Raw genomic sequence first — 20,336 nt, forward strand, 5'->3', positions numbered from 1 at the left:
GTAGGGCAAGAATTTTTGTTATACAGTTTCAGAAAGGAATCAAAAAATTCAATTTAATAAGGGGGAGTTTTAATATGAGGATTGCATTTATTTCCGATATACATGGCAATGCAACCGCTCTCGATGCTGTATTAGGAGACATTAACCAAAGAAATGTAGAAAAGGTTTTTGTTCTTGGTGATCTATGTTTTAGGGGACCAGAACCGCAGCGTTCTTTGGAACTTGTTAAATCTTTAAATACGGAGGTTATTAAAGGAAATGCTGATGAGTGGATTGTCCGTGGTATAAAAGAGGGACAGGTACCAGATAGTGCCCTTGAAATGATGAGTAAAGAGCGCGATTGGGCATTGTCGCAGTTAGATGAAGGTAATCTTGAATACCTAAAGAACCTACCAACCGAATTAAAGCTGGAATATGGAAAAATAAAAATTCATGCTTACCACGCGACACCACATAGTTTATTTGAAGTCGTTACCCCATATGAAAGTGATCAACTAATAGCTGAGAAGATGATGGGCAGTGAAGCGGATATTTACATATACGCCCACATTCATAAGCCATATATAAGGTACATTAATGGTAAATGTATTATCAATATTGGAAGTGTAGGATTGCCGTTTGATGGCTTGGCCAAATCATCTTACGCATTACTTGAAATCCAAGAAGAAAGTTTTCAAACATCCATTGTAAGGGTTGCTTACGATGTAAATAAAGTAATTAAACAATTTACTGAGTCGGATTATCCGAATTCAGAGCAAATGAAAAAAATATTAGATAATGCAGGGATATAGAGTGAGAAGGCATCCGCCTTCTCTATATTTTTATTCGAATGATTAGTTTTTCAATGGGGGCGGTGGATTTTGGCGAATGATTGTTCTTTAAAGAGAATGACATTTGGATTATAATTTTTAGATAGAGGTATAATTTACTGTGTTATTCGTGAAACTTCTTTTTATAAATCGGATTTTTTTAGCCATTTCGTTCTATATAGTGAACAACGAGTGAGTAAGGGGGTGAAGAATTGATTTTAGAAAAGGTTTATTCCAGACCAATTGTTTTAAGCCATCAACCTATCCGCTTTGAAACTGCCCAAAGTTGGAATCCTGGTAAAGGAAACCATGATCATCCTGGTACTGGAAATGATGGCATTAACTTTCCACCAAATCCAAATCCTGTTCCTTGTGGCGCGGGAAACCCTGGTAATGGAAACGGAAATGGGAATGGGAATGGGAATGGGAATGGGAACAGTGGTGGAATAGGCCAGTGTAACCCTAAAGTTAAACCTTAATTTCTTTGAAGCGGGGAAGACCAATGGAAATATATTTATTGGCTTCCCTACTCAACGACTTTTCCTTTAGGAGGCCAATATGAAAGAAATTAAAACCAAAATTGGCGACCATTACATTCATATAGGTTGTGGGCCAAAAAATCTAATGAAGGTAATTGAGAGAAATCTTCAATCTTTCATCTATGCAGATAACCAGCATCCTGATTTAGTTATTAAAATTGAAGATGGCTATGGCGTTGGCTTCAAAGATTACGAAGTAGAAATTATCAAGGATCAAAACCAAATCTCTTTCCAAAGAGCAGATTACTTAATAAAGGTTGATTCAGAGTATAAGACCGCCAAGATATCTGTAAACGATGAACTTGCTCTTAAGCATGCATTAATGAATTTATTCAGTTCCTTCATTGTTTATCATAATTGGGGTCTGTTGATTCATTCCTCATGTGCAATCGAACAAGAAAAGGCACATTTATTTGCGGGACAATCGGGGGCAGGAAAATCAACAGCAGCACGACTTTCATATCCACGCAAGCTCCTGTCGGATGAGGCGACACTTCTAAAAATTACCGGAGAAGAGGTTACCATCTTTAATTCTCCGTTCCGCAGCGAATTGGAAGCAGACTATTTTAAAGGAAATGTTTCGCTAGCGAGTATTCAAATTCTTTACCAGGCACTTCAGAATAAGAGAGCTAAGTTAGAAAAATCTAATGCTCTTCTTAATTTAATGGATAAAGTATTTTTCTGGCCTCATAGTCAGGAAGAAACAAAAAGAATTTTAAGGTTAATGACCTTACTGGTGAAAAAGGTACCTGTTTATGAACTCCATTTTCAAAAGAATAATTCATTTTGGGAGTTAATATCATGATGACTCAATATATACAAAAAGGACATTATGAAGCAACAGAGCTTGATGGCGAATGGATTATCTTAAATACCGACCAATATACCATCACCAAATTAAATGATGTAGGCGGACATTGCTGGTCATTACTTAACGAAATGCAAACAGCCGCTTCCCTTACAAAATCCTTGTTAGTGAAGTTTTCAACAATTGAAAATGAGCATCAGGTAAAAAAGGATATTGAAGACTTTTTAGCCAATCTCGTTCAGTGTGGGTTGATTGAATATGTTGATTGATCATAACACTTTTACACTGCTCAAAAGTGCAATTAAAAAGCATGGCTGGCTGGAGCTGCCTGCTTACGGAAATAGTATGTTTCCTTTTATTGAGCAAGGGAATTTGTGCAGGTTTGCCCCGTGTGAACCTTTCCAATTAAAAAAGGGAGACGTCATCTTGTTCTATTCGCAGGCAGGTCAATTAATTGCTCATCGCTTTGTCAAGATTAAAAGAATAGATATTCAACTGTTATTTCTATTAAAGGGTGATACGAACCTTTGCTTCGATCAGCCTATTGGTGAAGATCGTATTCTTGGGAAATTAGACAGCATTCAAAAGCAACATAAAAAAGTTACCTCAGATCATTTTATCGCCTATATATGGGGGAAAGTTATCCTTACCTTTCCTGCCTTTTCAGTTATTCTGAGGAAATATCTTAATCGAAAATTAAAAGTACAATATTAATCAATCATGGAGTGTCCATATGATGAAGGAACGGATTAAATCGCTAATGAAACCATATGTTTTCATGAAAGATCTTCGCAGGGTCTTTTCCTTTGTATTGCCTTTTATCATGAGACGTTGGAAGGCATATATGGTCATTCTTCTATTATTAGGCGTGGACATCTGCTTAACGATTGCTTTTGCCAAGTTTTATGGTGATATTACGGATACCGCTATTCATGGCGGCTATCAACAGATTTTAGCATTCATACCATATGGAGCATTAATCATACTAATAAATATCGCCTCAAGTTTTTCTTATACATACTTTAATACGATTGCAACGAATGCGGTGAAAATGGATATCCAAAACCACTTTTTTCACCATATATTGAGATTGCCGGCAGCTGATGCATCTAATCTTCACTCAGGTGAATTAATGTCCCACTTTTCCAATGATATTCATGGCGTTGATGGTGTGATTGGAAGTAATCTAATCAGTCTTTTTAGACTACCAATCATTTATATTGTTGTATTTGTTTATTTGGTCAAAATCAACTTGACATTATGTTTGGTCAGTCTCATTATCGCACCAATCGCGGCATTATCTGGTGTTGTATTTAGATTATTGCTTCGGAAAAATGTTAGACGTATACACCATGTGGTAGGGAAAATTAATAGTCTCTTAAATGAGACCTTTCACGGATTTAATGTTATTCGCTCTTTTACCCTTGAAAAAAAACAATATAAAAAGTTTGTTAATCAAAATCAAGAATTACTTCAATTAGAGCTGAAAAATGTAAAGCTTCAGAGTTGGTATAATACGGGCGGTCAGATTATAGGTTCTATCACCTTGGTTTTAAACCTGTCTATTGGGGCCCTTTTTGTTTCAAAAGGGATGATCACTGTTGGAGCGTTGTTAACCTTTCTTAACTTAGTTAATCATTTATTTTATCCGATAACAGGAATGGCCAGCCTGTGGGCTGGATTTCAACGTTCTGTTGCTGCGCTTGAAAGAGTACTAAATGTATTGGAAAAACCTGCTGATTTTCAGGAGCTGCCTTCCTTTTCGCCATCGCGTGCCTTTGTAGACTCCATTACGTTTCAAAACGTTACTTTTAGCTATGTGGAAAATAAAAAGGTGTTAGAACAATTCAATTTAACGATTCCCGCTGGAAAAGTGGTGGCACTTGTCGGTCCAAGTGGAGCTGGAAAAAGTACCTTGTTAAACCTATTACAAGGGTTTTATAAGCCTCAAATGGGAGAAATAAAAATTGCGGGTAAGCCGATTCATGAGTATTCGGCTTCTGAATTAAGAAGCTCTATAGCCCATGTTCCCCAAGAAACATTTCTATTTGCTGGAACAATACGGGAAAACTTAATGATTGCCCGCCCACATGTAACAGGGAAGGAAATGGTCGAGGCAGCGATAAATGCTAATATTCATGGCTTTATTCTATCTATGCCAAAAGGCTATGACACAGAGATTGGCGAAAATGGAATAAAGCTTTCTGGTGGTCAGAAACAAAGAATGGCCATTGCTAGAGCAATATTAAAAGATGCCCCTATACTTTTACTAGACGAGGCTACATCTGCATTAGATGGTGAAACCGAATACCGTGTAAAAAAGGCACTTGATGAATTGATGAAGGGCAGAACCACGATTGTGATTGCCCACCGATTATCCACCATTCAAAATGCTGATGTGATTATGGTGATGAATAATGGACGAATAGTTCAAAGCGGAACACATGAGGAGTTAATCCGGCAAACTGGATTATATAAAAAGCTTAATATAACATCCTTTCATCCAAAAAGAGCCCGGGCGTTGTCTTTGGTTTCAAAATCGTAATTGGTGGTGGGTACCTTGAGTATGGAGTTAGTCAAAGCATTATATGATCCACAGTCTGCATTACCTAATGATAAAAAGTACTATGAAAATGCCATTCTAGGTATAGAACTTGATGGAATCTCATCTCAGGTTTATTTTTTATTAAAGGAGCAGGGAAGACTTGATCAAACCCCTTCCTTTTTCCAAGCTCGCCTTAAAGAAACCTATGAAAAAGGATTATATCAAAACCTTTTTATTAAAAATCAGATGAATCTAATTTTAAAAGAGTTTGAGGACGAAAGGCTAGACGTCATTGCCCTAAAAGGGGTTAATTTTGCGGAAAAATATTTTGGACATATCGGAGCAAGAATTACATCAGATATCGATTTATTAATCAGATTGGAAGACCTAGAGAAAGCTATTGATATTGCTAAATCATTAGGATTTTTATTGGAAAAGGAAGTAATCCCCGGTTATTTTCATTGTAGTCTTAGTAAGGAATTACCACATTCCAAAATCCCCTTAGTAGTCGAATTGCATTGGAGCTTGATTAAAGAGCATACATCTAAGTTTTCTGCTGAGGATATTTGGAATAAGTCCACATTAGTTGGACAATTTTCTTATATTAAAGAATTGTCCCCTCAGCATACTTTTTACATGATTCTCCTTCATGGCTGGAGACATAATTTAGATTCACTAAAATACTTTTTAGACATCATTCAAGTTATTTACCAAATGGATGATGAACACGATTATGAAATTCTTTTAAAATTAGCAAAGTCACACCAAACATTAAAAAGAATAACAAGAACATTATCGATTGTTTATCAGCAATTTCCCTATTTAGATCATGTGAAAAAGTTTCCGAATAAAAGGGCAACTATTTCTTGGGAGTTCAGCTCTTCTAAAGGATTAAAGCAATTAATTAAATTTATTGATTATAAATTCTTTAGCTTTGATATGGCTAAACATAGCCTTATAGAGCTTTTTCGTTGGATTTGGCCATCAAAAATGGATGCATATTCGCAATCGGGCGAAGATTATCAAGGACCTTCAGTTTTCAAGTTATACCCACTTTTATACAAGAAGAGATTTACTAAATTAATAGAGGCTCGTCGTCTTAAAAGTTTGAGAAGTGGCAATCGTGAAGAATAAAGACTTTTTGAAATGCGAAAAAGTTGTGCTTTTTGGACGGCTTTGTACTAGCTAAAAAGTTTTTGAAACCTTGATTGACACAATAAGAGAATGATGGTACATTCTAACTATAAATTGTTCTTAATAACGTATATTAATGGTGGATAATAGGTAAATAAACCTAGGTTATTTAAGCGATTTTCCAAATGCTTGTTTGTTTTTTTGTGTATATGTTCTATATATGGAACATTGTTAAAAATACTAAGGTTTAATTAAGACTGGATAGTAGGTGGGAAAATGAGTGCAATAGCCGGAATTTGCCATTTTTATGAAGAAACATTAAATCCTGTACAAACCAGTAACTTAATGAAGGCATTCCAGCGATATCCCGCTGATAATGTTCATACGTGGAATAAAAATAATATCTTTCTTGGCTGCCATGCACAGTGGATTACTCCAGAATCAATCGGAGAACCATTGCCGTACTATGATTATGAAAAAAAGCTAGCAATTACAGCGGATGCCATTATCGATAATAGAGATGAATTGTTTGATAGATTACAAGTGGAACGAACATTTAGAAAAACAATTCCAGATAGTCAACTAATTTTACTAGCATATTATAGATGGGGAGAAGAAGTTCCCAAGCATTTAATCGGTGATTTTGCCTTTATGATTTGGGATGAGAAAAAGCAGAAGCTCTTTGGAGCTAGAGACTTTTCGGGAGCGCGGACGCTTTATTTTTATCATGATCAAAGTCGCTTTGCTTTTTCGACAACAATCGAACCATTATTCACATTACCGTATATCGAAAAAAACATTAATGAAGAGTGGTTAGCTGAATTCCTTGCGATACCAGGAATGGTGGAGGCAGTTGATACACAATCAACAGCTTATAAGAACATTCATCAAATTCCTCCATCACACAGTGTTACTGTTGAGGATGGCAGGGTGGCTCTTTTAAGATATTCCACTATACAAGTGGGAGAAAAGATAAAACTCAACTCAAATGGAGAGTATGAGGAAGCATTTAGGGAAGTGTTCAATGAGGCAGTAACCTCTAGACTCCGAACTCATGGGAAAGTGGGTTCCCATTTAAGTGGCGGGTTGGATTCCGGAACTGTTGTTAGTCTTGCAGCTAAAGCACTTCAAAAAGAGAATAAGCAATTACATACTTTTAGTTATGTACCGGAAGAAAGTTTTACAGACTGGACCCCTAAATATTATATACCTGATGAAAGAACTTTTATTAAAGAAACTGTAAACCATGTAGGGAATATTAACGACCACTATTTGAGCTTCGAAGGGAAGAGTCCTTTAACGGATGTAGATGACTTCCTTGACTTAATGGAGATGCCATATAAATTTTTTGAAAATATATTTTGGTTAAAGGGAATAAGCGAAGAAGCACATAATCAAGGAATCAAAATACTCTTAAACGGGGCAAGGGGTAACCATTCCATCTCGTGGGGGTCTTGGAATTTATCTATGGATTATTACGCATCTTTGTTCAAAAAGTTAAAGTGGATTTGCTTGAATCATGAATTAAATCAATACTGTATAAATAATAAAACAGGAAAATCAGTCATGCTCCCAATTATAGCAAAGAGGGCATTTCCACTAATAACTAAGATATTCACAAATAATCATCAAATTGATTATCAGTTCCCGTCTTTGATCAACCCTGCATTCGCCCAAAAGACGAAAGTATTTAATAAGCTTCAGGAATATGGTGTCAATTCATCCGGAATGCTCGGCAAGAATCTTAATGAACATAGAAAAAATCACTATAATCATTTATTTGTTTGGAATAAAAGTGGAACGGCTACAACAAAATTATCGTTACGTTATTCTTTGTGGGATCGTGACCCAACAAATGATATTCGAGTCATCCGTTTTTGTTTAGCCTTGCCAGAAGAACAATTTGTGCAAGGTGGGATGGAACGATCGTTTATCCGCAGAGCAACTAAAGGCATTCTGCCTGACAAAGTTAGACTTAATCACCATATCCGTGGTGTTCAAGGAGCAGATACAATCCATCGTATGAGTTCAAATTGGAAACTTTTTATGGACGAAATTGATCAGCTTTGTACAGATCCTATTACTTTAGAATTTTTCGATATAAAAGTGTTAAAAGATTCCGTCGAAAAATTAGGGAAAGAGCCTCGCCCGGAATTTGTATGGGCGGATGAATTTAAAGTATTGACACGAAGTCTTATCGTTTATCGGTTCATAAAGAACCTTAATTGAAGGGAGGTGATTAAATGAAAAAGCAATGGAAAATGCCAACGTTAGAAGTACTTGATATTAGTATGACGATGAACGGACCGGGGAACGCAAATGCTGATTGTTTTGATGTATCCGAAGGGAAGCATGAAAACCATCCAGGTAGGTCAAATGCTAGTTGTTTACATCCTGATGATAAGTTAGGAAGTTAATTCTAGTTCTTATCTTTTCTATACTTAACCCTTATACCTATCTTCCATTTGAGATGTGGGTATAAGGGACATATCACGGAGGGACCATGTTAAATACTCTTGAAAAAGTTGTTAATAATGCTTTTGGTTTATATCTAACGAGTGAGATTCCATTACCTGAGTTAACAAAGAGAGACGAACAAAAGGATTTTATCGATGTTGAAATAACGATTGGGGATTTAACTTCAGATTGGGCTTTAACAGGAGCATCTATTAAGGAAATATTTGTGAAAGAAAACTTAGTCATGTTTCAGATACAGGACACGGCTATCTTTTCAATAACTGAAGGAAAAAGCATAGTCGTTTCACCATTGGCAGGTTTTGGTGAAGATGAAGCCCGCCTGTACATACTCGGTACGTGCATGGGGGCAATCCTATTACAGCGGAAAATCCTTCCATTACATGGAAGTGCAATCGTTATAGATGGGAAGGCCTATGGGTTTGTAGGGGATTCGGGTGCTGGTAAATCAACCCTCGCTTCTGCGTTCATAAAAAGTGGATATCAATTACTAACGGATGATGTGATTTCCGTTACACTTTCAAAAGATGATATTCCTTTAGTGACACCATCCTATCCACAACAGAAGCTTTGGCAAGAAAGTTTAAATGAGTTTGGGATGGAAAACCATCAATATCGGCCGCTTCTTGACCGAGAAACGAAATACGCCGTTCCAGTTCCGTCTCATTTTACTGCAGAGCCTATCCCCCTTGCAGGTATTTTTGAATTAGTAAAAATAACAAATGAAGAGATAAAAATCCTTCCAATTCAAGGGCTTGAACGACTCCAAACCTTGTTTCATCATACGTACCGCAACTTTATGATCGCACCTTCCGGATTAATGGAATGGCACTTTAACACAATGGCCCGTTTTGTAAATAAAATAGATATATTTCAACTTCGTCGTCCTATTTCCCGTTTCACGGCTCATGACCTACCAACATTGATATTAAATACATTAGAAAGCAGGAATTAAATCATCTTAACACTAAAATACTTTAACTATTCTAGATAATCATTCTATGTAAAGGGAAATGATTTTAGTCACGTTGAAATTGCTTTAAATTTTCACTAATAAAATGATTTAGGAGATAGCTATGGATAATAAACTTTGTCTTGATGTCGCGGATCTACCCATGGAGTTAAGGCTTTTACTCAAAATCATAAAAGAGGATAATAGCGGCATCCAGCTTGAACATGTAGATGAGGCTGCAGACATCGATTGGAATCTATTTCTTGACCTATCCATGCATCATCGAATCTATCCTTCAATCTATCCCAAATTGAAAATGCTAGATGTAAAATGGATTCCTGAAAATGTTATGAATATCCTTGGTCAACAATATAAACGAAATACATTTCATATGCTTCATTTAAGTGCTGAAATGGAGAAAATTAGTCAATTATTTTCAGATAGCAAGATGCGACTCCTTAATTTAAAAGGGCCAGTGCTTGCTTCAGACCTTTATGGTGATCTTTCTCTACGTACTTGTGGAGATTTAGATGTCCTAGTTCCGATTCAGGATTTGGATAGAGCGGATCAGCTTCTTTTAAACGAAGGTTATGTAAAGGATGATTATATCCAAACAATCCTTGGTGACTGGAAATGGAGGCACCATCATGTAACCTATTATCATTCACAAAAGCAAATCAAGATTGAAATACATTGGCGTTTAAACCCAGGCCCAGGGAAGGAACCCCGCTTTGATGAATTATGGGAACGTAAAAGAAGAAGCTCACTTACAAATTCCCCTGTTTACTATTTAGGTAGAGAGGATTTATTTTTATTTCTAGTTTCACATGGTGCACGTCATGGATGGTCACGCCTTCGTTGGTTGACAGACATTGACAAAATCTTAAAACAAAAAATCGATTGGGATCAATTGAAAAAAATATTAAGGAAATACCAGTACTACCATTTAGGGGGGCAGGCGCTTTTTTTATCTTCACAGCTATTAAATTCTAAGTTGGCAGAAGAGAGTAAGTCGTTAGTTTCAGGACATCGGCCGAAACGGTTAGCACAAGAGGCAATATTTTATTTTGAAGAAATGGTCAATTTACATACAATTCCTGTTCCTACTAATGTAGCAGTTTATCACAAACGCCATTTATTCTCATTAATGTCATTACCGCAAAAGATTTCTTTTATTCTAAGCACTTTGTACCCCTTTCCTCAGGATGCGGAGACATTACCTTTACCAAAAAGTATTCATTTCTTATATTTTCCGTTACGCCCTATTTTGTGTATTTGGAGAAAAATGAGGAAGCAGGAATTGCGTAGGAGGATATCCTAATGAAGGAAGTATTTTACTTTGTAAAAAAATTGCACTCATATTCGGGAAAAGTACTTTATCTCAATCTCCTTGGAATGATTATCATGAGTTTACTAGAGGGAGTTGGGATCCTATTTTTAATTCCAATGATAAGCATGAGTAATATTGTTAATATAGAAACTGGGGGTATACCTTTCTTAGGCTTTTTTGATTTCCTTCAAGATATACCCAATAAATTTGGTTTACCGATTATTTTAGGGATTTATATTTTGCTGGTCATTGGTCAAAACATATTGCAACGCCAAATATCCATTAAAAATACTATTATTCAACACGGCTTTTTTCGCCAATTGCGTATTGAGACGTATGAAGCGTTGATTCATGCTAATTGGGACTTTTTTATTAAAAAGAGAAAATCGGATCTTCTTAATTTTATGACTTCTGAAATAGCTACTGCTAGCGCCGGAACAAATTCGTTTTTACAATTTATTGCCTCCCTAATTTTCACATTGATACAAATTGGAATGGCATTTTTGCTTTCTCCTAATATAACAATCTTCGTATTAATTAGCGGGCTGTTGCTTATTTTCTTTTCTCGTAAATACCTGAAAAGATCAATTGCGTTAGGCGGGAAAAATTATGAATCCGGAAAGAACTATCTAGCAGGAATAACCGACCAGATAAATGGGATTAAAGATATTAAGAGCAATACACTTGAGGAGTCACGAATGGGCTGGTTCCGGGATGTAACTCAAAAGATGCAGAATGAACAAGTTGAATATTCAAGAATGAGTACTAAATCTCAATTGTTTTACAAGGTTGCATCAGCTATTTTAATTGGTATCTTTATATTAATTGCTATGAATATGTTCCATGCTCAGGGTGGACAACTAATATTGATCATCCTTATTTTTTCAAGACTATGGCCTAGGGTTGCTGGTATCCAAGCTTCTATGGAACAAATAGCCATGAGGATTCCATCCTATAAAGCTGTAATCGCTTTACAAATTGAATGTAAGCATGCTAGAGAGTTCCGTGATGAGGATGCACATGGAAAGAAACCTCTACAAATTAGAAAAGGGATTGAATGTAAGAAAGTCTTTTTTCGTTATAACAAAAACTTAATGACTTATGCGTTACATGATATAAACCTTTTTATCCCATCTAATCAAATGACAGCAGTGGTAGGGCGGTCTGGTGCTGGGAAGAGTACATTAATTGATTTATTAATGGGCCTTAATAAACCGGAGGAAGGGCAAGTGCTGCTGGATGGAACACCGCTTTCAAGTACCAATCTTCTATCTTTAAGACGTGCAATAAGTTATGTTCCGCAGGATCCCTTTTTATTCAATGAGAGTATCAGAGAAAATCTATTAATTATGGAGCCGAATGCCAATGAGGAGCAAATTTGGGATGCATTAGAATTTTCCTCTGCTGCAGAGTTTGTAAAAAGGCTACCTAATGGCCTTGATACAATGATTGGTGACCGAGGAATTAGACTCTCTGGGGGTGAACGGCAGCGACTCGTATTAGCACGAGCCATACTCCGAAATCCATCAATTCTTGTTTTGGATGAGGCAACAAGCTCTTTGGATACCGAAAATGAAGCGAAAATACAGGAAGCATTAGAAAGATTAAAAGGTAGAATGACGATTATTGTTATAGCACATCGATTATCTACAATCAGGAATGCTGACCAAGTTATAGTGTTAGAGCAAGGTGAAATTATTCAAAATGGGGAATTTCTTCAACTTGCAAATGAAAAAAGAAGCATGTTCAATAAGCTACTTAGTAACCAAATGGAGGCTACACAATGAAAACACTCATTTAATGTGAGTGTTTTCCACTTAAAAGGAATTTCCTTAAATCCATCCATTAAGAAAATTATTTATATAAGAACACATTCAAATTCTTTTTCCCATCAATTGTGCAAAGCAAAACATTACCAACCTCTACCTGGTGAATAGTCTTAAGCGTGTTAACCAGCAACCCTTCCGTTACGTTTAATTGCTGCAACGCTGAATAATCAATTTTCCCTTCTTTTATTATCGTCTGGGGAAGGTCAAAAGGCTCCGTTTTTAAGTTATAGATTGACGGTGTAACCGCCTCATACTGTGAATCCAAAAAGATGGAAATTTTCCCGTCGGACTCCCACATGGCCAAGGCTACTTTTTTTACGTCCGCTATTTTTTCTTTTCGTAACTCCGCTAATAATGTATCTATCGAGATTCTTGCCTTTTTCAGTCCTTTATAACTAATTTCCCCCTCCTTAATAAGTGAAATGGGCGATGATTCAATGATGTTTCTTAGCTGGGGCCATTTTAAGTTTAAGAATATCCCAATCAAATACAGAATAATGATGACAATCGTAGAGATTACTGAACCCTTTAATCCGATTCTATGGTCTGACAGTGGATGGGCAATGATGTTTCCGATCATTAAAGCCATAATAAAATCAAGTAATCTTAATTGAGAAATCGCACGAGAACCCATAACTTTGACCGCAAAGAGCAAAAAGATAAACGTGACTACAGATCTTAAAATCCACTCAACTGCTGAAAGTGCTTCTTGGCCATGGAAAAAATCCAATGAGGACACATCCTTTAATGATTAACGTCCTATTTAGTATTCTCATGGGCTCTGATATTTTACGCTCAAAAATAAAAAAGCTGATTAGAAATTCTAATCAGCTCAAAACGTGTAAAAACTTCACACAAACTGGATATGGCACCGCAATATCAGACTGAATAAGGGTTAATTTTCCCGTACCCTCATCCCGCGAAAATAACACAAGATTGCCCGATTCCTGATTGGAAGCTACAATGAATTTCTCTGATGGATCTAGTGCAAAATCCCTCGGCCAATCCCCTTCAGTAGAGGTATGCTCAATAAAGCTAAGCTCACCCGATTCTTGATTGACACTAAACACAGCAATACTATTATGCCCCCGATTTCCCGCATAAACAAAGCGTCCATCGGAAGAAATATGAATCGCACTGCCTTGGTTATTTTCGGTAAAATTCGCCGGCAATGTGGAAATATATTGTATCTCGGAGAAATGGCCATTTTCTGAGTGATAGTTTAAAACTATTACTTCAGAACTAAACTCTGTCATGAGATAAGCAAATTTTCCATTTGGATGGAAGGCGAGATGGCGCGGGCCGCTGCCAGCCTTTAAAGGCAGCAATTTGACCTTTTCAAGCGAACTGTCATCATGAACGGCATAGGTAATAAGGGCATCGATGCCTAAGTCTACAACGGCTAGATATTTTTCATCCGGGGTAAGGCCCGCATAGTGGGTATGAGGTTTTTCCTGCCTGGAATCAGGCCCTCGTCCTTCATGTTTGATCACTGAAGCATCAGGTTGTATTCTGCCATTCCCTTGGCTAATCAAGTGGGAGACGACTTCACCTTTATGGTAATTTGCACTGAATACATAGCGGTTTTTGCTGTCGACACTGACATGACATGGAGAAGAGCCCGCGAGTACTTGGCTGTTAATTGCGGATAATCCACTGCCTTCATTTATGGCAAAAGCAGCTATTCCCCCAGCTTCACCTTCTTTAGCTACAGAATAAAGGTATTGATTGTCTTTGCTAATGGTTAAGTAGGTGGGATTCTCCAATTCGCCTGCTACTTGGATATTTTCGATTTTTTTATCGTCAGTATTTAAGGTGAAGGAATAGATCCCTCTACTTTCACCTTTTGTATAGGTTCCAATATAACCATTATATTTTGCCATTATCTATGCACCTCGACTATCAATATTAGAATACATCTTTATCATAACCCATAATTATTAATAACCTAAACAGGAAGTCTTTTTTGTTTGCATTATTAAGTAAGATAGGTAATATTAAAACTAGCTGGGAACACAACCTATCTATATTTTTCGTTATTTTATTTAAAGGAGTTTGATTATGGCAAATAACAAAAAAAGCAATAAAAATCAGCAGCCATCCTCAGCAAAATTTGTTTTCTGGATGGTTGGAATCGTTGTTGTATTTATACTTGGATTTATTTTTTTAGGCAATCATACAAAACCTGATGAGAAGGCAAAAACGAAGGAAACGATTGATTATAGTAATCAGCCGTTCCTTGGTGACGAGTCCGCACCAGTCTCGATTATTGAGTTTGGCGATTATAAATGCCCAAACTGCAAACAATTTTCCGAAGGTATCGTGCCAATTATTCAACAAGAGCTGGTTGATAGCGGGAAGGCAAAGTTTTATTTTATGAATGATTCTTTTATTAATATTGATTCCATTCGTTCTGCAAAATTTGCGGAATCAGTCTTTCAAGAACTAGGAAACGAAACGTTTTGGAAATTCCATGATAAACTTTTTGCTAAGCAGCCAAAGGATCCAAATGCAGAAAAAATGGATGTTTTTACAGAAAAATTCTTGGCTGATACGTTGAAGGAACTCGTAAGTGACGATGAGGCTAAAAAGGTTGTAGAAAATTTCCAGGCCAAAAAGTCAGATAAAGCATGGGAAAAGGATATGGAATACGCTAAAAAACTAGGGGTTACTGGAACACCGACGCTTTTCGTTAATGGCAAGATGTTCACTGGATCAATCGATGACTTAATTAACATGGTAGAAAAGGCGGCAAAGGGGAAAAAGAATGAATAAACCCTTGCTGCTCTCCTGGATAGCTGCCATCTTAGCAACACTTGGCAGCTTATATTTCAGTGAAGTTCAACATTTTATTCCCTGTACACTTTGCTGGTACCAGCGGATTTTCATGTATCCGTTAGTCATAATTCTCGGAACAGCGGTTTATCGCAATGATAAAGGAATCTATAAATATGCACTGCCATTGTCAATCGTGGGCATGCTCATTTCCGGCTATCACACTTTATTACAAAAAGTTCCCTACATCCAGCAGTTTGAGATGTGTACTGAAGGGGTGCCCTGCTCAAAGGATTACATAAACTGGCTGGGCTTTATCACGATTCCTTTGTTAGCATTTATTGCTTTTACGATTATTTCTGTAAGCCTAGTAATTTTATCTAGAGGCAAAAACGAAGAAGAGACTATCCGCCAAAGGTAGTCTCTTCTTTTTGTTATACCCGCAGTTCATTCAGCAAACAATAAGGACAATAAATAACTTTATTGGAGGCAGCAATGAAAGCATCAGATGTAGTAGTAAATTGTTTAGAAAACGAAGGTGTCAAATATGTTTTTGGGATAATCGGAAAGGAAGTCATAGATTTAGCTGATTCGTTGTCCAAATCTGAAAAAATTAAATACATTCCCGTGCGCCATGAGCAAGGGGCAGCCTTCATGGCCGATGTTTACGGCCGAATCTCGGGGAAACCAGGTGTCTGCTTGGCAACACTTGGACCAGGGGCAACAAACCTTTTGACGGGTGTCGCAAGTGCAAATTTGGACCATTCACCAGTAGTGGCCATAACGGGGCAAACCGGCTTAGAAAAGCAGCATAAAAATACCCACCAGTATATAGATATCCAAAGGGTTTATGAACCTGTTACGAAATGGTCAGTACAAGTTAAAGCGGCAGATAGGATTCCTGAAATCATCAGAAAGTCTTTTCGAATAGCGACTGAAGAAAAACCTGGGGCCGTTGTGATTGAACTGCCGGAAAATATTGCAATGGAGAATGTGACCACGAAGCCGTTAGCTGTTACATGCCTGCCCAAAAGTGTGCCAGCGGCCGAATCACTCAAGCAGGCAGCCCAACTGCTTAACGCAAGTAATCGCCCCTTTATCATTGTAGGAAATGAAATCATCCGCCAGGATGCCGCTAATGAGGTCCAAATGATTATTGAACAGCTAGGCTCCCCAGTGGCACAAAGCTTTATGGCTAAAGGAATTTTAGCAAAAGGGAATCCGCAAAATTTTTATACCTTTGGTTTTACTGAAAAGGATTATGTCCTCCGCGGTTTTGAGGAAGCTGATTTACTTGTGGTGATTGGTTTTGACATGATCGAAAAGCTTCCATCGGAATGGAACAAGAAAAAGGTCCCAGTCATTCATATATCCGCTTCAGCAGCAGATGTGGATGAATACTATCCCGTAAAGGCAGAGTTAATAGGGAATTTGAAAGTGCAGCTGCCACTATTTCTTTCAAATGGGATCCACTTTAAGCGATGGCTGCCATCAGGTGACTTGAAAGCCCGGATAGAAGAATCTTATTCAATCATTGAACAAGCTGGCGGCAATTCTTCATTAACCATTGAAGCTATTTTGCATGCAGTTGAAAGGGTCCAAACTAAAGAAACCATCGTCATATCTGACGTGGGCTCACATAAAGTTTCAATTGCGAGGACTTACCAACCCGTTCAAGCGAACCAGCTGATTATCTCCAATGGATTAGCTTCGATGGGCATCGCTATCCCGGGGGCAATTGGCGCCAAATTAGCTGCCCCTGAAAAAACGATTATCTGTATTACTGGGGATGGCGGAGCATTGATGAACTTTTCTGAACTAGAGACAGCCAAACGGCTGGGGGTGTCCTTTGTCATTGTTCTATTGAATAATTCGATGTTGAAGCTTGAAGTGGATACAATGGAGAAAAAGTTTGCCGATAGCTTTGGTGTTACGTTTTCTAATCCGGATTTCATTCAATTGGCTGAGGGTTATGGGGTTAGAGGGAAGAGGGTAATTAACATCTTAGAGTTTGAGGGGGTGTTAACAGAAGCAGTGAATGCGAATAATGAAGTTGTACTGATAGATGTCATCATGTAAAAAGCATAGTTTTCTCTAATCATCACAAAAGAGCGGTTATCCAAAAAAGGCAGCCGCTCTTTTGTGTCCCAAAACTATGGTGCTGATTTAAAGTTAATCATTCATTAGTACATAAAAGCTGTACCAACAATGATTAATAAAATAAACAACACAACAATTAACGCAAAACCGTTGTTGTGTCTTTCGTGATGCTCAGACATAGAAATCACCACCCCCATTAAATAATTTCATTTTATGCATGATTATTTGATTTGAAAGGGACAAGTGTTTATTATCTGATTTTTTAGTCATAAATTGCCTTATTGTGTGTGAAATTCAAAGAAAGAAAAGCCCGCCAATCTCTGTTGGCAGGCTTCTTTCCTGTTATTCGAAATGTCCTTTTAAAAAGGTAATTACTTCATCAAAGGCTTTTTGGACAATGGGGTTCTGCCAATCTTCGTCGAAGACATGCTTGCCGTTTGGAATCGTAATTAAGCTGCTTTCTACTCCGACTTTGGTTAATGCCTCGGACATTAGCACCGACTGTTCATATGGGACATCTTCATCCATTGTCCCGTGCAAAAGAAGTGTAGGTGGAAAATCGGCACTAGTAAAGTTTATCGGGCAAAACTGGGAAAGCTGTTCCTTATTTAGACCGCCGCTTATTTCCTCAATCCATACACCATTTTGTCTGGCATACATATAGATGGCATAACGTTTTTGAATCGGACCGACGGTAATAATTTCGTTTGAAACGAGCATTTTTGCAAGTTCCTTGGGAACAGTTGTCATGTTTTGATAGTGGGGGCTTGGTTTCATTGCCCAATCGCCGGTGATATCACCATACCCATAAAATGAGACAATTGCCTTGGGCTTTTTCTTGAAAGTTCCTGATAATAGGGCAAGGTAGCCGCCTGCTGAGCCTCCAATTACTGCTATTTTTTCTGCGTCATATTCAAATTCCTTGACACCTTCGTTTTCAAGCCATAAAAGGGCATCAGCAATATCCGCTTTTATATCGGGAAGCTTGGACTCAGGAGCAAGCCGATAATCGATGGAGAATACATTAAAACCAGCATGAAGATAAAGTTCAATCTGTTCGGCTTTCATATCTTCCCTTGATCCCCAGAATAGGCCGCCGCCGTGAATATAAACGATGACAGGACTGAGCTTTTGAGCAACAGGATAAAAATCTCCCTTAATTTCATAATTATCTTCTTTTTTATAAATGATTGTTGTTTTCATCTTGATGCTTCACACTCTTTCATTAAAGTAATTTCAACTCGTTATTATATTATAATAAAAAAAGTAGTATTATTTGCTAAAAAGATTAATTCAATTTGTCCATTTAGGACAATGACTGAAATTATTCACTGCTAGGCTTTTCATTTAAAAAGGTTAAATCCCACCTGTTTTTGTGAAAATCGGGCGCATTAGTAATGCCATTCTCAAATGCAATGAGTTTTGCGGTTCATGAACTAAATACCCTAATATACCTTCACATTTAGCGATTCGATATTTAACCGTATTCCGGTGAATAAATAATTTTTTGGATGTAATCGTGATCTCACAATTATTTTCCAAAAAGACAATTAATGTATTAATTAAATCTTCCTCATCCTTTGTTTTGGGATACGCGAGCGACCTCAATGTGTTTTCATAAAAGTTCTTTAAGTTTTCCTTTGGAATTAAATGAATGAGTTCGATTAATTGTTTGGTTTCGTAAAGGTTGATAAATTTCCTTTGGTATAATTCCTCGCCTTGTTTCCAAGCATCCACAGCTTCAGAATAGGTGATCGGAATATAGGTCACATCGTTGACAAAGTTCCCAACCCCAAAGGAAAGCGAGACTTTTAATGTGTTATATGCCTCCTCTTGGAACGCCTCTAGTTCTTTCTTAATGGAAGTTAGGAGGCAATCGTTTGTCATTTGGATGATACTGACAAAAAACCTGTTCTTTATAAAAAGAATACTTTCCTTATTAATTTTGATTATTGATTTTTTAAATAACTCATATAAAAAATCGTATGACCGATTCCTCGTCATGAGATCACTTTGTAGGAAGGTATCCTGCTTCTCCCCATCAATCTGAAATACAATACAAAGGTATTTTGCTTTTTCAATTAACCCGTGCTGTTTGCCACGATAAATAATCTCTTCTTTTAAGTCTATGTTCCCTTCAACGAGCGAGCCGAAAAAGTTGTTTTCTAATAAACGGCTGCTTTCACGGATTGCTTCGTTCTTTAATAAGGTGAAGGAAATCACGGTTGATGCCTGCTCAATCGCTAATTGCGATGACGGATAGGGTAATTTTTCTGCGTTAAAGATGATAAGCAGGCTTGGATATGGATGCATCGTTTTTACCTGAACTATATTAAGTGAAATGGAGGAATTGGTAGAGTTAGGATGATCAATTGTAATCATACTTTTTTCGCTATAGTTTTCAATATTCTTTTTAAAAAGAGACTCCACGTGTTCTTTCATATTTTTCATGTTTTCCTTATGAAAATGCTGGGAAAATGAAACAATATCACCTAGAGGGCTAAGTAACAGGACAGGATTTTTTAAAAAATAGCCAAGATTTTCAATTAGGGATTGAAGATTATAGCCTTTGATCATCATATCGGTAAATTTTTTATGAATATGGATAGCATAGAATAACTCCTCGATTTTGTTATTCCATAAAAAACTTAACAATTGATGGGCAACATTTCCTAAAGTAAGAGAGGGGGGAATGACGATAATCGGAAATTCTAATGAATTGGCTAAATCCACCACCTCTTTAGGGATTACATCAATGAATCTTTTTAGTTTTATGGCTATGCCGGCACAGGGATGCTTACTCATTTGCGAAATGAACTTCCCGAGTGCAAGCGGATCATCTTTAAATGCAAAACCCGTTGTCAATAACAGAGAGTTCTCAGCTAAAAAATTTATCACGTCCGGTGTTTCGGAAACCTCGATTGATTCGACCACTCGTTTTAGTCCCGCATGCCCGGCAATGACTTCTGCGTCTTGAAAGACATCGACAATAAATAAATCCTCAACTATTTTCATTTGGTACCTCCAACTAGCTAATCCT

At 37.2% G+C, this 20,336-nt stretch carries 20 protein-coding genes; 15 read left to right on the forward strand and 5 right to left on the reverse strand.

From position 1 onward, the window contains the following. Positions 1-74: 74 nt before the first annotated feature. The 12 genes from BANVL01_RS13185 (at position 75) to BANVL01_RS13235 (ending at position 12,379) form a co-directional block, all read left to right on the forward strand. Entirely contained in the window at positions 75-791 is a 717-nt protein-coding gene (locus BANVL01_RS13185) for a metallophosphoesterase family protein (RefSeq protein WP_066091282.1), read from the forward strand. Between the two features lie 230 nt (positions 792-1,021). Further along, a complete protein-coding gene (locus BANVL01_RS13190; protein ID WP_066091280.1) occupies positions 1,022-1,288 on the forward strand; it encodes a hypothetical protein in 267 nt (88 codons plus the stop codon). Between the two features lie 79 nt (positions 1,289-1,367). Next, on the forward strand, positions 1,368-2,153 hold the full coding sequence (locus tag BANVL01_RS13195) for a hypothetical protein (protein ID WP_066091278.1): 786 nt from the start codon (positions 1,368-1,370) through the stop codon (positions 2,151-2,153). After that, entirely contained in the window at positions 2,150-2,425 is a 276-nt protein-coding gene (locus tag BANVL01_RS13200) for a PqqD family protein (protein ID WP_235845562.1), read from the forward strand. The genes BANVL01_RS13195 and BANVL01_RS13200 overlap by 4 nt, the downstream gene beginning before the upstream one ends. Further along, on the forward strand, positions 2,415-2,870 hold the full coding sequence (locus BANVL01_RS13205) for a signal peptidase I (RefSeq protein WP_066091276.1): 456 nt from the start codon (positions 2,415-2,417) through the stop codon (positions 2,868-2,870). Before BANVL01_RS13200 ends, BANVL01_RS13205 begins: the two co-directional genes overlap by 11 nt. 22 nt (positions 2,871-2,892) lie before the next feature. Continuing rightward, complete coding sequence (locus tag BANVL01_RS13210; RefSeq protein WP_066096888.1) at positions 2,893-4,701, forward strand: ABC transporter ATP-binding protein; 1,809 nt, start codon at positions 2,893-2,895, stop codon at positions 4,699-4,701. A gap of 21 nt (positions 4,702-4,722) precedes the next feature. Continuing rightward, complete coding sequence (locus tag BANVL01_RS13215) at positions 4,723-5,835, forward strand: nucleotidyltransferase family protein (protein ID WP_066091274.1); 1,113 nt, start codon at positions 4,723-4,725, stop codon at positions 5,833-5,835. Positions 5,836-6,111: 276 nt separating this feature from the next. Further along, complete coding sequence (locus BANVL01_RS13220) at positions 6,112-8,064, forward strand: asparagine synthase-related protein (RefSeq protein ID WP_066091272.1); 1,953 nt, start codon at positions 6,112-6,114, stop codon at positions 8,062-8,064. A 14-nt stretch (positions 8,065-8,078) separates the two neighbouring features. Continuing rightward, on the forward strand, positions 8,079-8,252 hold the full coding sequence (locus BANVL01_RS28600) for a paeninodin family lasso peptide (protein ID WP_156482283.1): 174 nt from the start codon (positions 8,079-8,081) through the stop codon (positions 8,250-8,252). Between the two features lie 86 nt (positions 8,253-8,338). Next, positions 8,339-9,265, forward strand: a complete 927-nt coding sequence (locus BANVL01_RS13225) for a phosphoenolpyruvate carboxykinase (ATP) (protein WP_066091269.1) — start codon at positions 8,339-8,341, stop codon at positions 9,263-9,265. A 121-nt stretch (positions 9,266-9,386) separates the two neighbouring features. Then, positions 9,387-10,583 carry a nucleotidyltransferase domain-containing protein gene (locus BANVL01_RS13230; RefSeq protein WP_066091268.1) on the forward strand — a complete coding sequence of 399 codons (1,197 nt, stop codon included), beginning with the start codon at positions 9,387-9,389 and terminating at the stop codon, positions 10,581-10,583. Continuing rightward, the gene (locus BANVL01_RS13235) at positions 10,583-12,379 is read left to right on the forward strand and encodes an ABC transporter ATP-binding protein (RefSeq protein WP_066091267.1); all 1,797 of its coding nucleotides are present in this window, start codon (positions 10,583-10,585) and stop codon (positions 12,377-12,379) included. The genes BANVL01_RS13230 and BANVL01_RS13235 overlap by 1 nt, the downstream gene beginning before the upstream one ends. A gap of 67 nt (positions 12,380-12,446) precedes the next feature. Here the strand turns inward: BANVL01_RS13235 and BANVL01_RS13240 are convergent, their stop codons facing one another. Together BANVL01_RS13240 and BANVL01_RS13245 are read right to left on the reverse strand one after the other, a co-directional pair. After that, positions 12,447-13,151 (reverse strand): DUF421 domain-containing protein, encoded by a 705-nt coding sequence (locus BANVL01_RS13240; protein WP_066091265.1) that lies wholly within the window; start codon positions 13,149-13,151, stop codon positions 12,447-12,449. Between the two features lie 97 nt (positions 13,152-13,248). Then, a complete protein-coding gene (locus BANVL01_RS13245) occupies positions 13,249-14,304 on the reverse strand; it encodes a lactonase family protein (protein ID WP_066091263.1) in 1,056 nt (351 codons plus the stop codon). Between the two features lie 178 nt (positions 14,305-14,482). Between BANVL01_RS13245 and BANVL01_RS13250 the strand changes: the two genes are divergently transcribed. The 3 genes from BANVL01_RS13250 (at position 14,483) to BANVL01_RS13260 (ending at position 17,275) form a co-directional block, all read left to right on the forward strand. Beyond that, on the forward strand, positions 14,483-15,196 hold the full coding sequence (locus BANVL01_RS13250; protein WP_066091261.1) for a DsbA family protein: 714 nt from the start codon (positions 14,483-14,485) through the stop codon (positions 15,194-15,196). Then, complete coding sequence (locus BANVL01_RS13255) at positions 15,189-15,617, forward strand: disulfide oxidoreductase (protein ID WP_066091259.1); 429 nt, start codon at positions 15,189-15,191, stop codon at positions 15,615-15,617. The genes BANVL01_RS13250 and BANVL01_RS13255 overlap by 8 nt, the downstream gene beginning before the upstream one ends. 74 nt (positions 15,618-15,691) lie before the next feature. Continuing rightward, on the forward strand, positions 15,692-17,275 hold the full coding sequence (locus BANVL01_RS13260) for an acetolactate synthase large subunit (RefSeq protein ID WP_066091257.1): 1,584 nt from the start codon (positions 15,692-15,694) through the stop codon (positions 17,273-17,275). A 104-nt stretch (positions 17,276-17,379) separates the two neighbouring features. On the opposite strand, the gene BANVL01_RS26775 is transcribed toward BANVL01_RS13260, so the two are convergent. From BANVL01_RS26775 to BANVL01_RS13270, 3 genes are all read right to left on the reverse strand, one after another. After that, positions 17,380-17,475: a YjcZ family sporulation protein gene (locus BANVL01_RS26775; RefSeq protein WP_156482284.1), complete on the reverse strand. Its 96-nt coding sequence runs from the start codon at positions 17,473-17,475 to the stop codon at positions 17,380-17,382. A 163-nt stretch (positions 17,476-17,638) separates the two neighbouring features. Next, entirely contained in the window at positions 17,639-18,499 is an 861-nt protein-coding gene (locus BANVL01_RS13265) for an alpha/beta hydrolase (RefSeq protein ID WP_066091255.1), read from the reverse strand. Positions 18,500-18,652: 153 nt separating this feature from the next. After that, entirely contained in the window at positions 18,653-20,311 is a 1,659-nt protein-coding gene (locus tag BANVL01_RS13270; RefSeq protein WP_066091253.1) for a PucR family transcriptional regulator, read from the reverse strand. Between the last annotated feature and the right edge of the window lie 25 nt (positions 20,312-20,336).

The sequence above is a fragment of the Neobacillus novalis NBRC 102450 genome (genome assembly GCF_001591805.1).
Lineage (GTDB): Bacteria > Bacillota > Bacilli > Bacillales > Cytobacillaceae > Neobacillus > Neobacillus novalis.

Excerpts from the sequence above, each read along its gene's own strand:
- BANVL01_RS13270 (WP_066091253.1), bottom strand. The coding sequence starts at position 20,311 with ATGAAAATAGTTGAGGATTTATTTATTGTCGATGTCTTTCAAGACGCA.
- BANVL01_RS13235 (WP_066091267.1), top strand. The coding sequence starts at position 10,583 with ATGAAGGAAGTATTTTACTTTGTAAAAAAATTGCACTCATATTCGGGA.
- BANVL01_RS28600 (WP_156482283.1), top strand. The coding sequence starts at position 8,079 with ATGAAAAAGCAATGGAAAATGCCAACGTTAGAAGTACTTGATATTAGT.
- BANVL01_RS13245 (WP_066091263.1), bottom strand. The coding sequence starts at position 14,304 with ATGGCAAAATATAATGGTTATATTGGAACCTATACAAAAGGTGAAAGT.
- BANVL01_RS13210 (WP_066096888.1), top strand. The coding sequence starts at position 2,893 with ATGAAGGAACGGATTAAATCGCTAATGAAACCATATGTTTTCATGAAA.
- BANVL01_RS13255 (WP_066091259.1), top strand. The coding sequence starts at position 15,189 with ATGAATAAACCCTTGCTGCTCTCCTGGATAGCTGCCATCTTAGCAACA.
- BANVL01_RS13225 (WP_066091269.1), top strand. The coding sequence starts at position 8,339 with ATGTTAAATACTCTTGAAAAAGTTGTTAATAATGCTTTTGGTTTATAT.
- BANVL01_RS26775 (WP_156482284.1), bottom strand. The coding sequence starts at position 17,475 with ATGTCTGAGCATCACGAAAGACACAACAACGGTTTTGCGTTAATTGTT.
- BANVL01_RS13200 (WP_235845562.1), top strand. The coding sequence starts at position 2,150 with ATGATGACTCAATATATACAAAAAGGACATTATGAAGCAACAGAGCTT.
- BANVL01_RS13205 (WP_066091276.1), top strand. The coding sequence starts at position 2,415 with ATGTTGATTGATCATAACACTTTTACACTGCTCAAAAGTGCAATTAAA.
- BANVL01_RS13195 (WP_066091278.1), top strand. The coding sequence starts at position 1,368 with ATGAAAGAAATTAAAACCAAAATTGGCGACCATTACATTCATATAGGT.
- BANVL01_RS13230 (WP_066091268.1), top strand. The coding sequence starts at position 9,387 with ATGGATAATAAACTTTGTCTTGATGTCGCGGATCTACCCATGGAGTTA.
- BANVL01_RS13265 (WP_066091255.1), bottom strand. The coding sequence starts at position 18,499 with ATGAAAACAACAATCATTTATAAAAAAGAAGATAATTATGAAATTAAG.
- BANVL01_RS13220 (WP_066091272.1), top strand. The coding sequence starts at position 6,112 with ATGAGTGCAATAGCCGGAATTTGCCATTTTTATGAAGAAACATTAAAT.
- BANVL01_RS13260 (WP_066091257.1), top strand. The coding sequence starts at position 15,692 with ATGAAAGCATCAGATGTAGTAGTAAATTGTTTAGAAAACGAAGGTGTC.
- BANVL01_RS13250 (WP_066091261.1), top strand. The coding sequence starts at position 14,483 with ATGGCAAATAACAAAAAAAGCAATAAAAATCAGCAGCCATCCTCAGCA.
- BANVL01_RS13185 (WP_066091282.1), top strand. The coding sequence starts at position 75 with ATGAGGATTGCATTTATTTCCGATATACATGGCAATGCAACCGCTCTC.
- BANVL01_RS13215 (WP_066091274.1), top strand. The coding sequence starts at position 4,723 with ATGGAGTTAGTCAAAGCATTATATGATCCACAGTCTGCATTACCTAAT.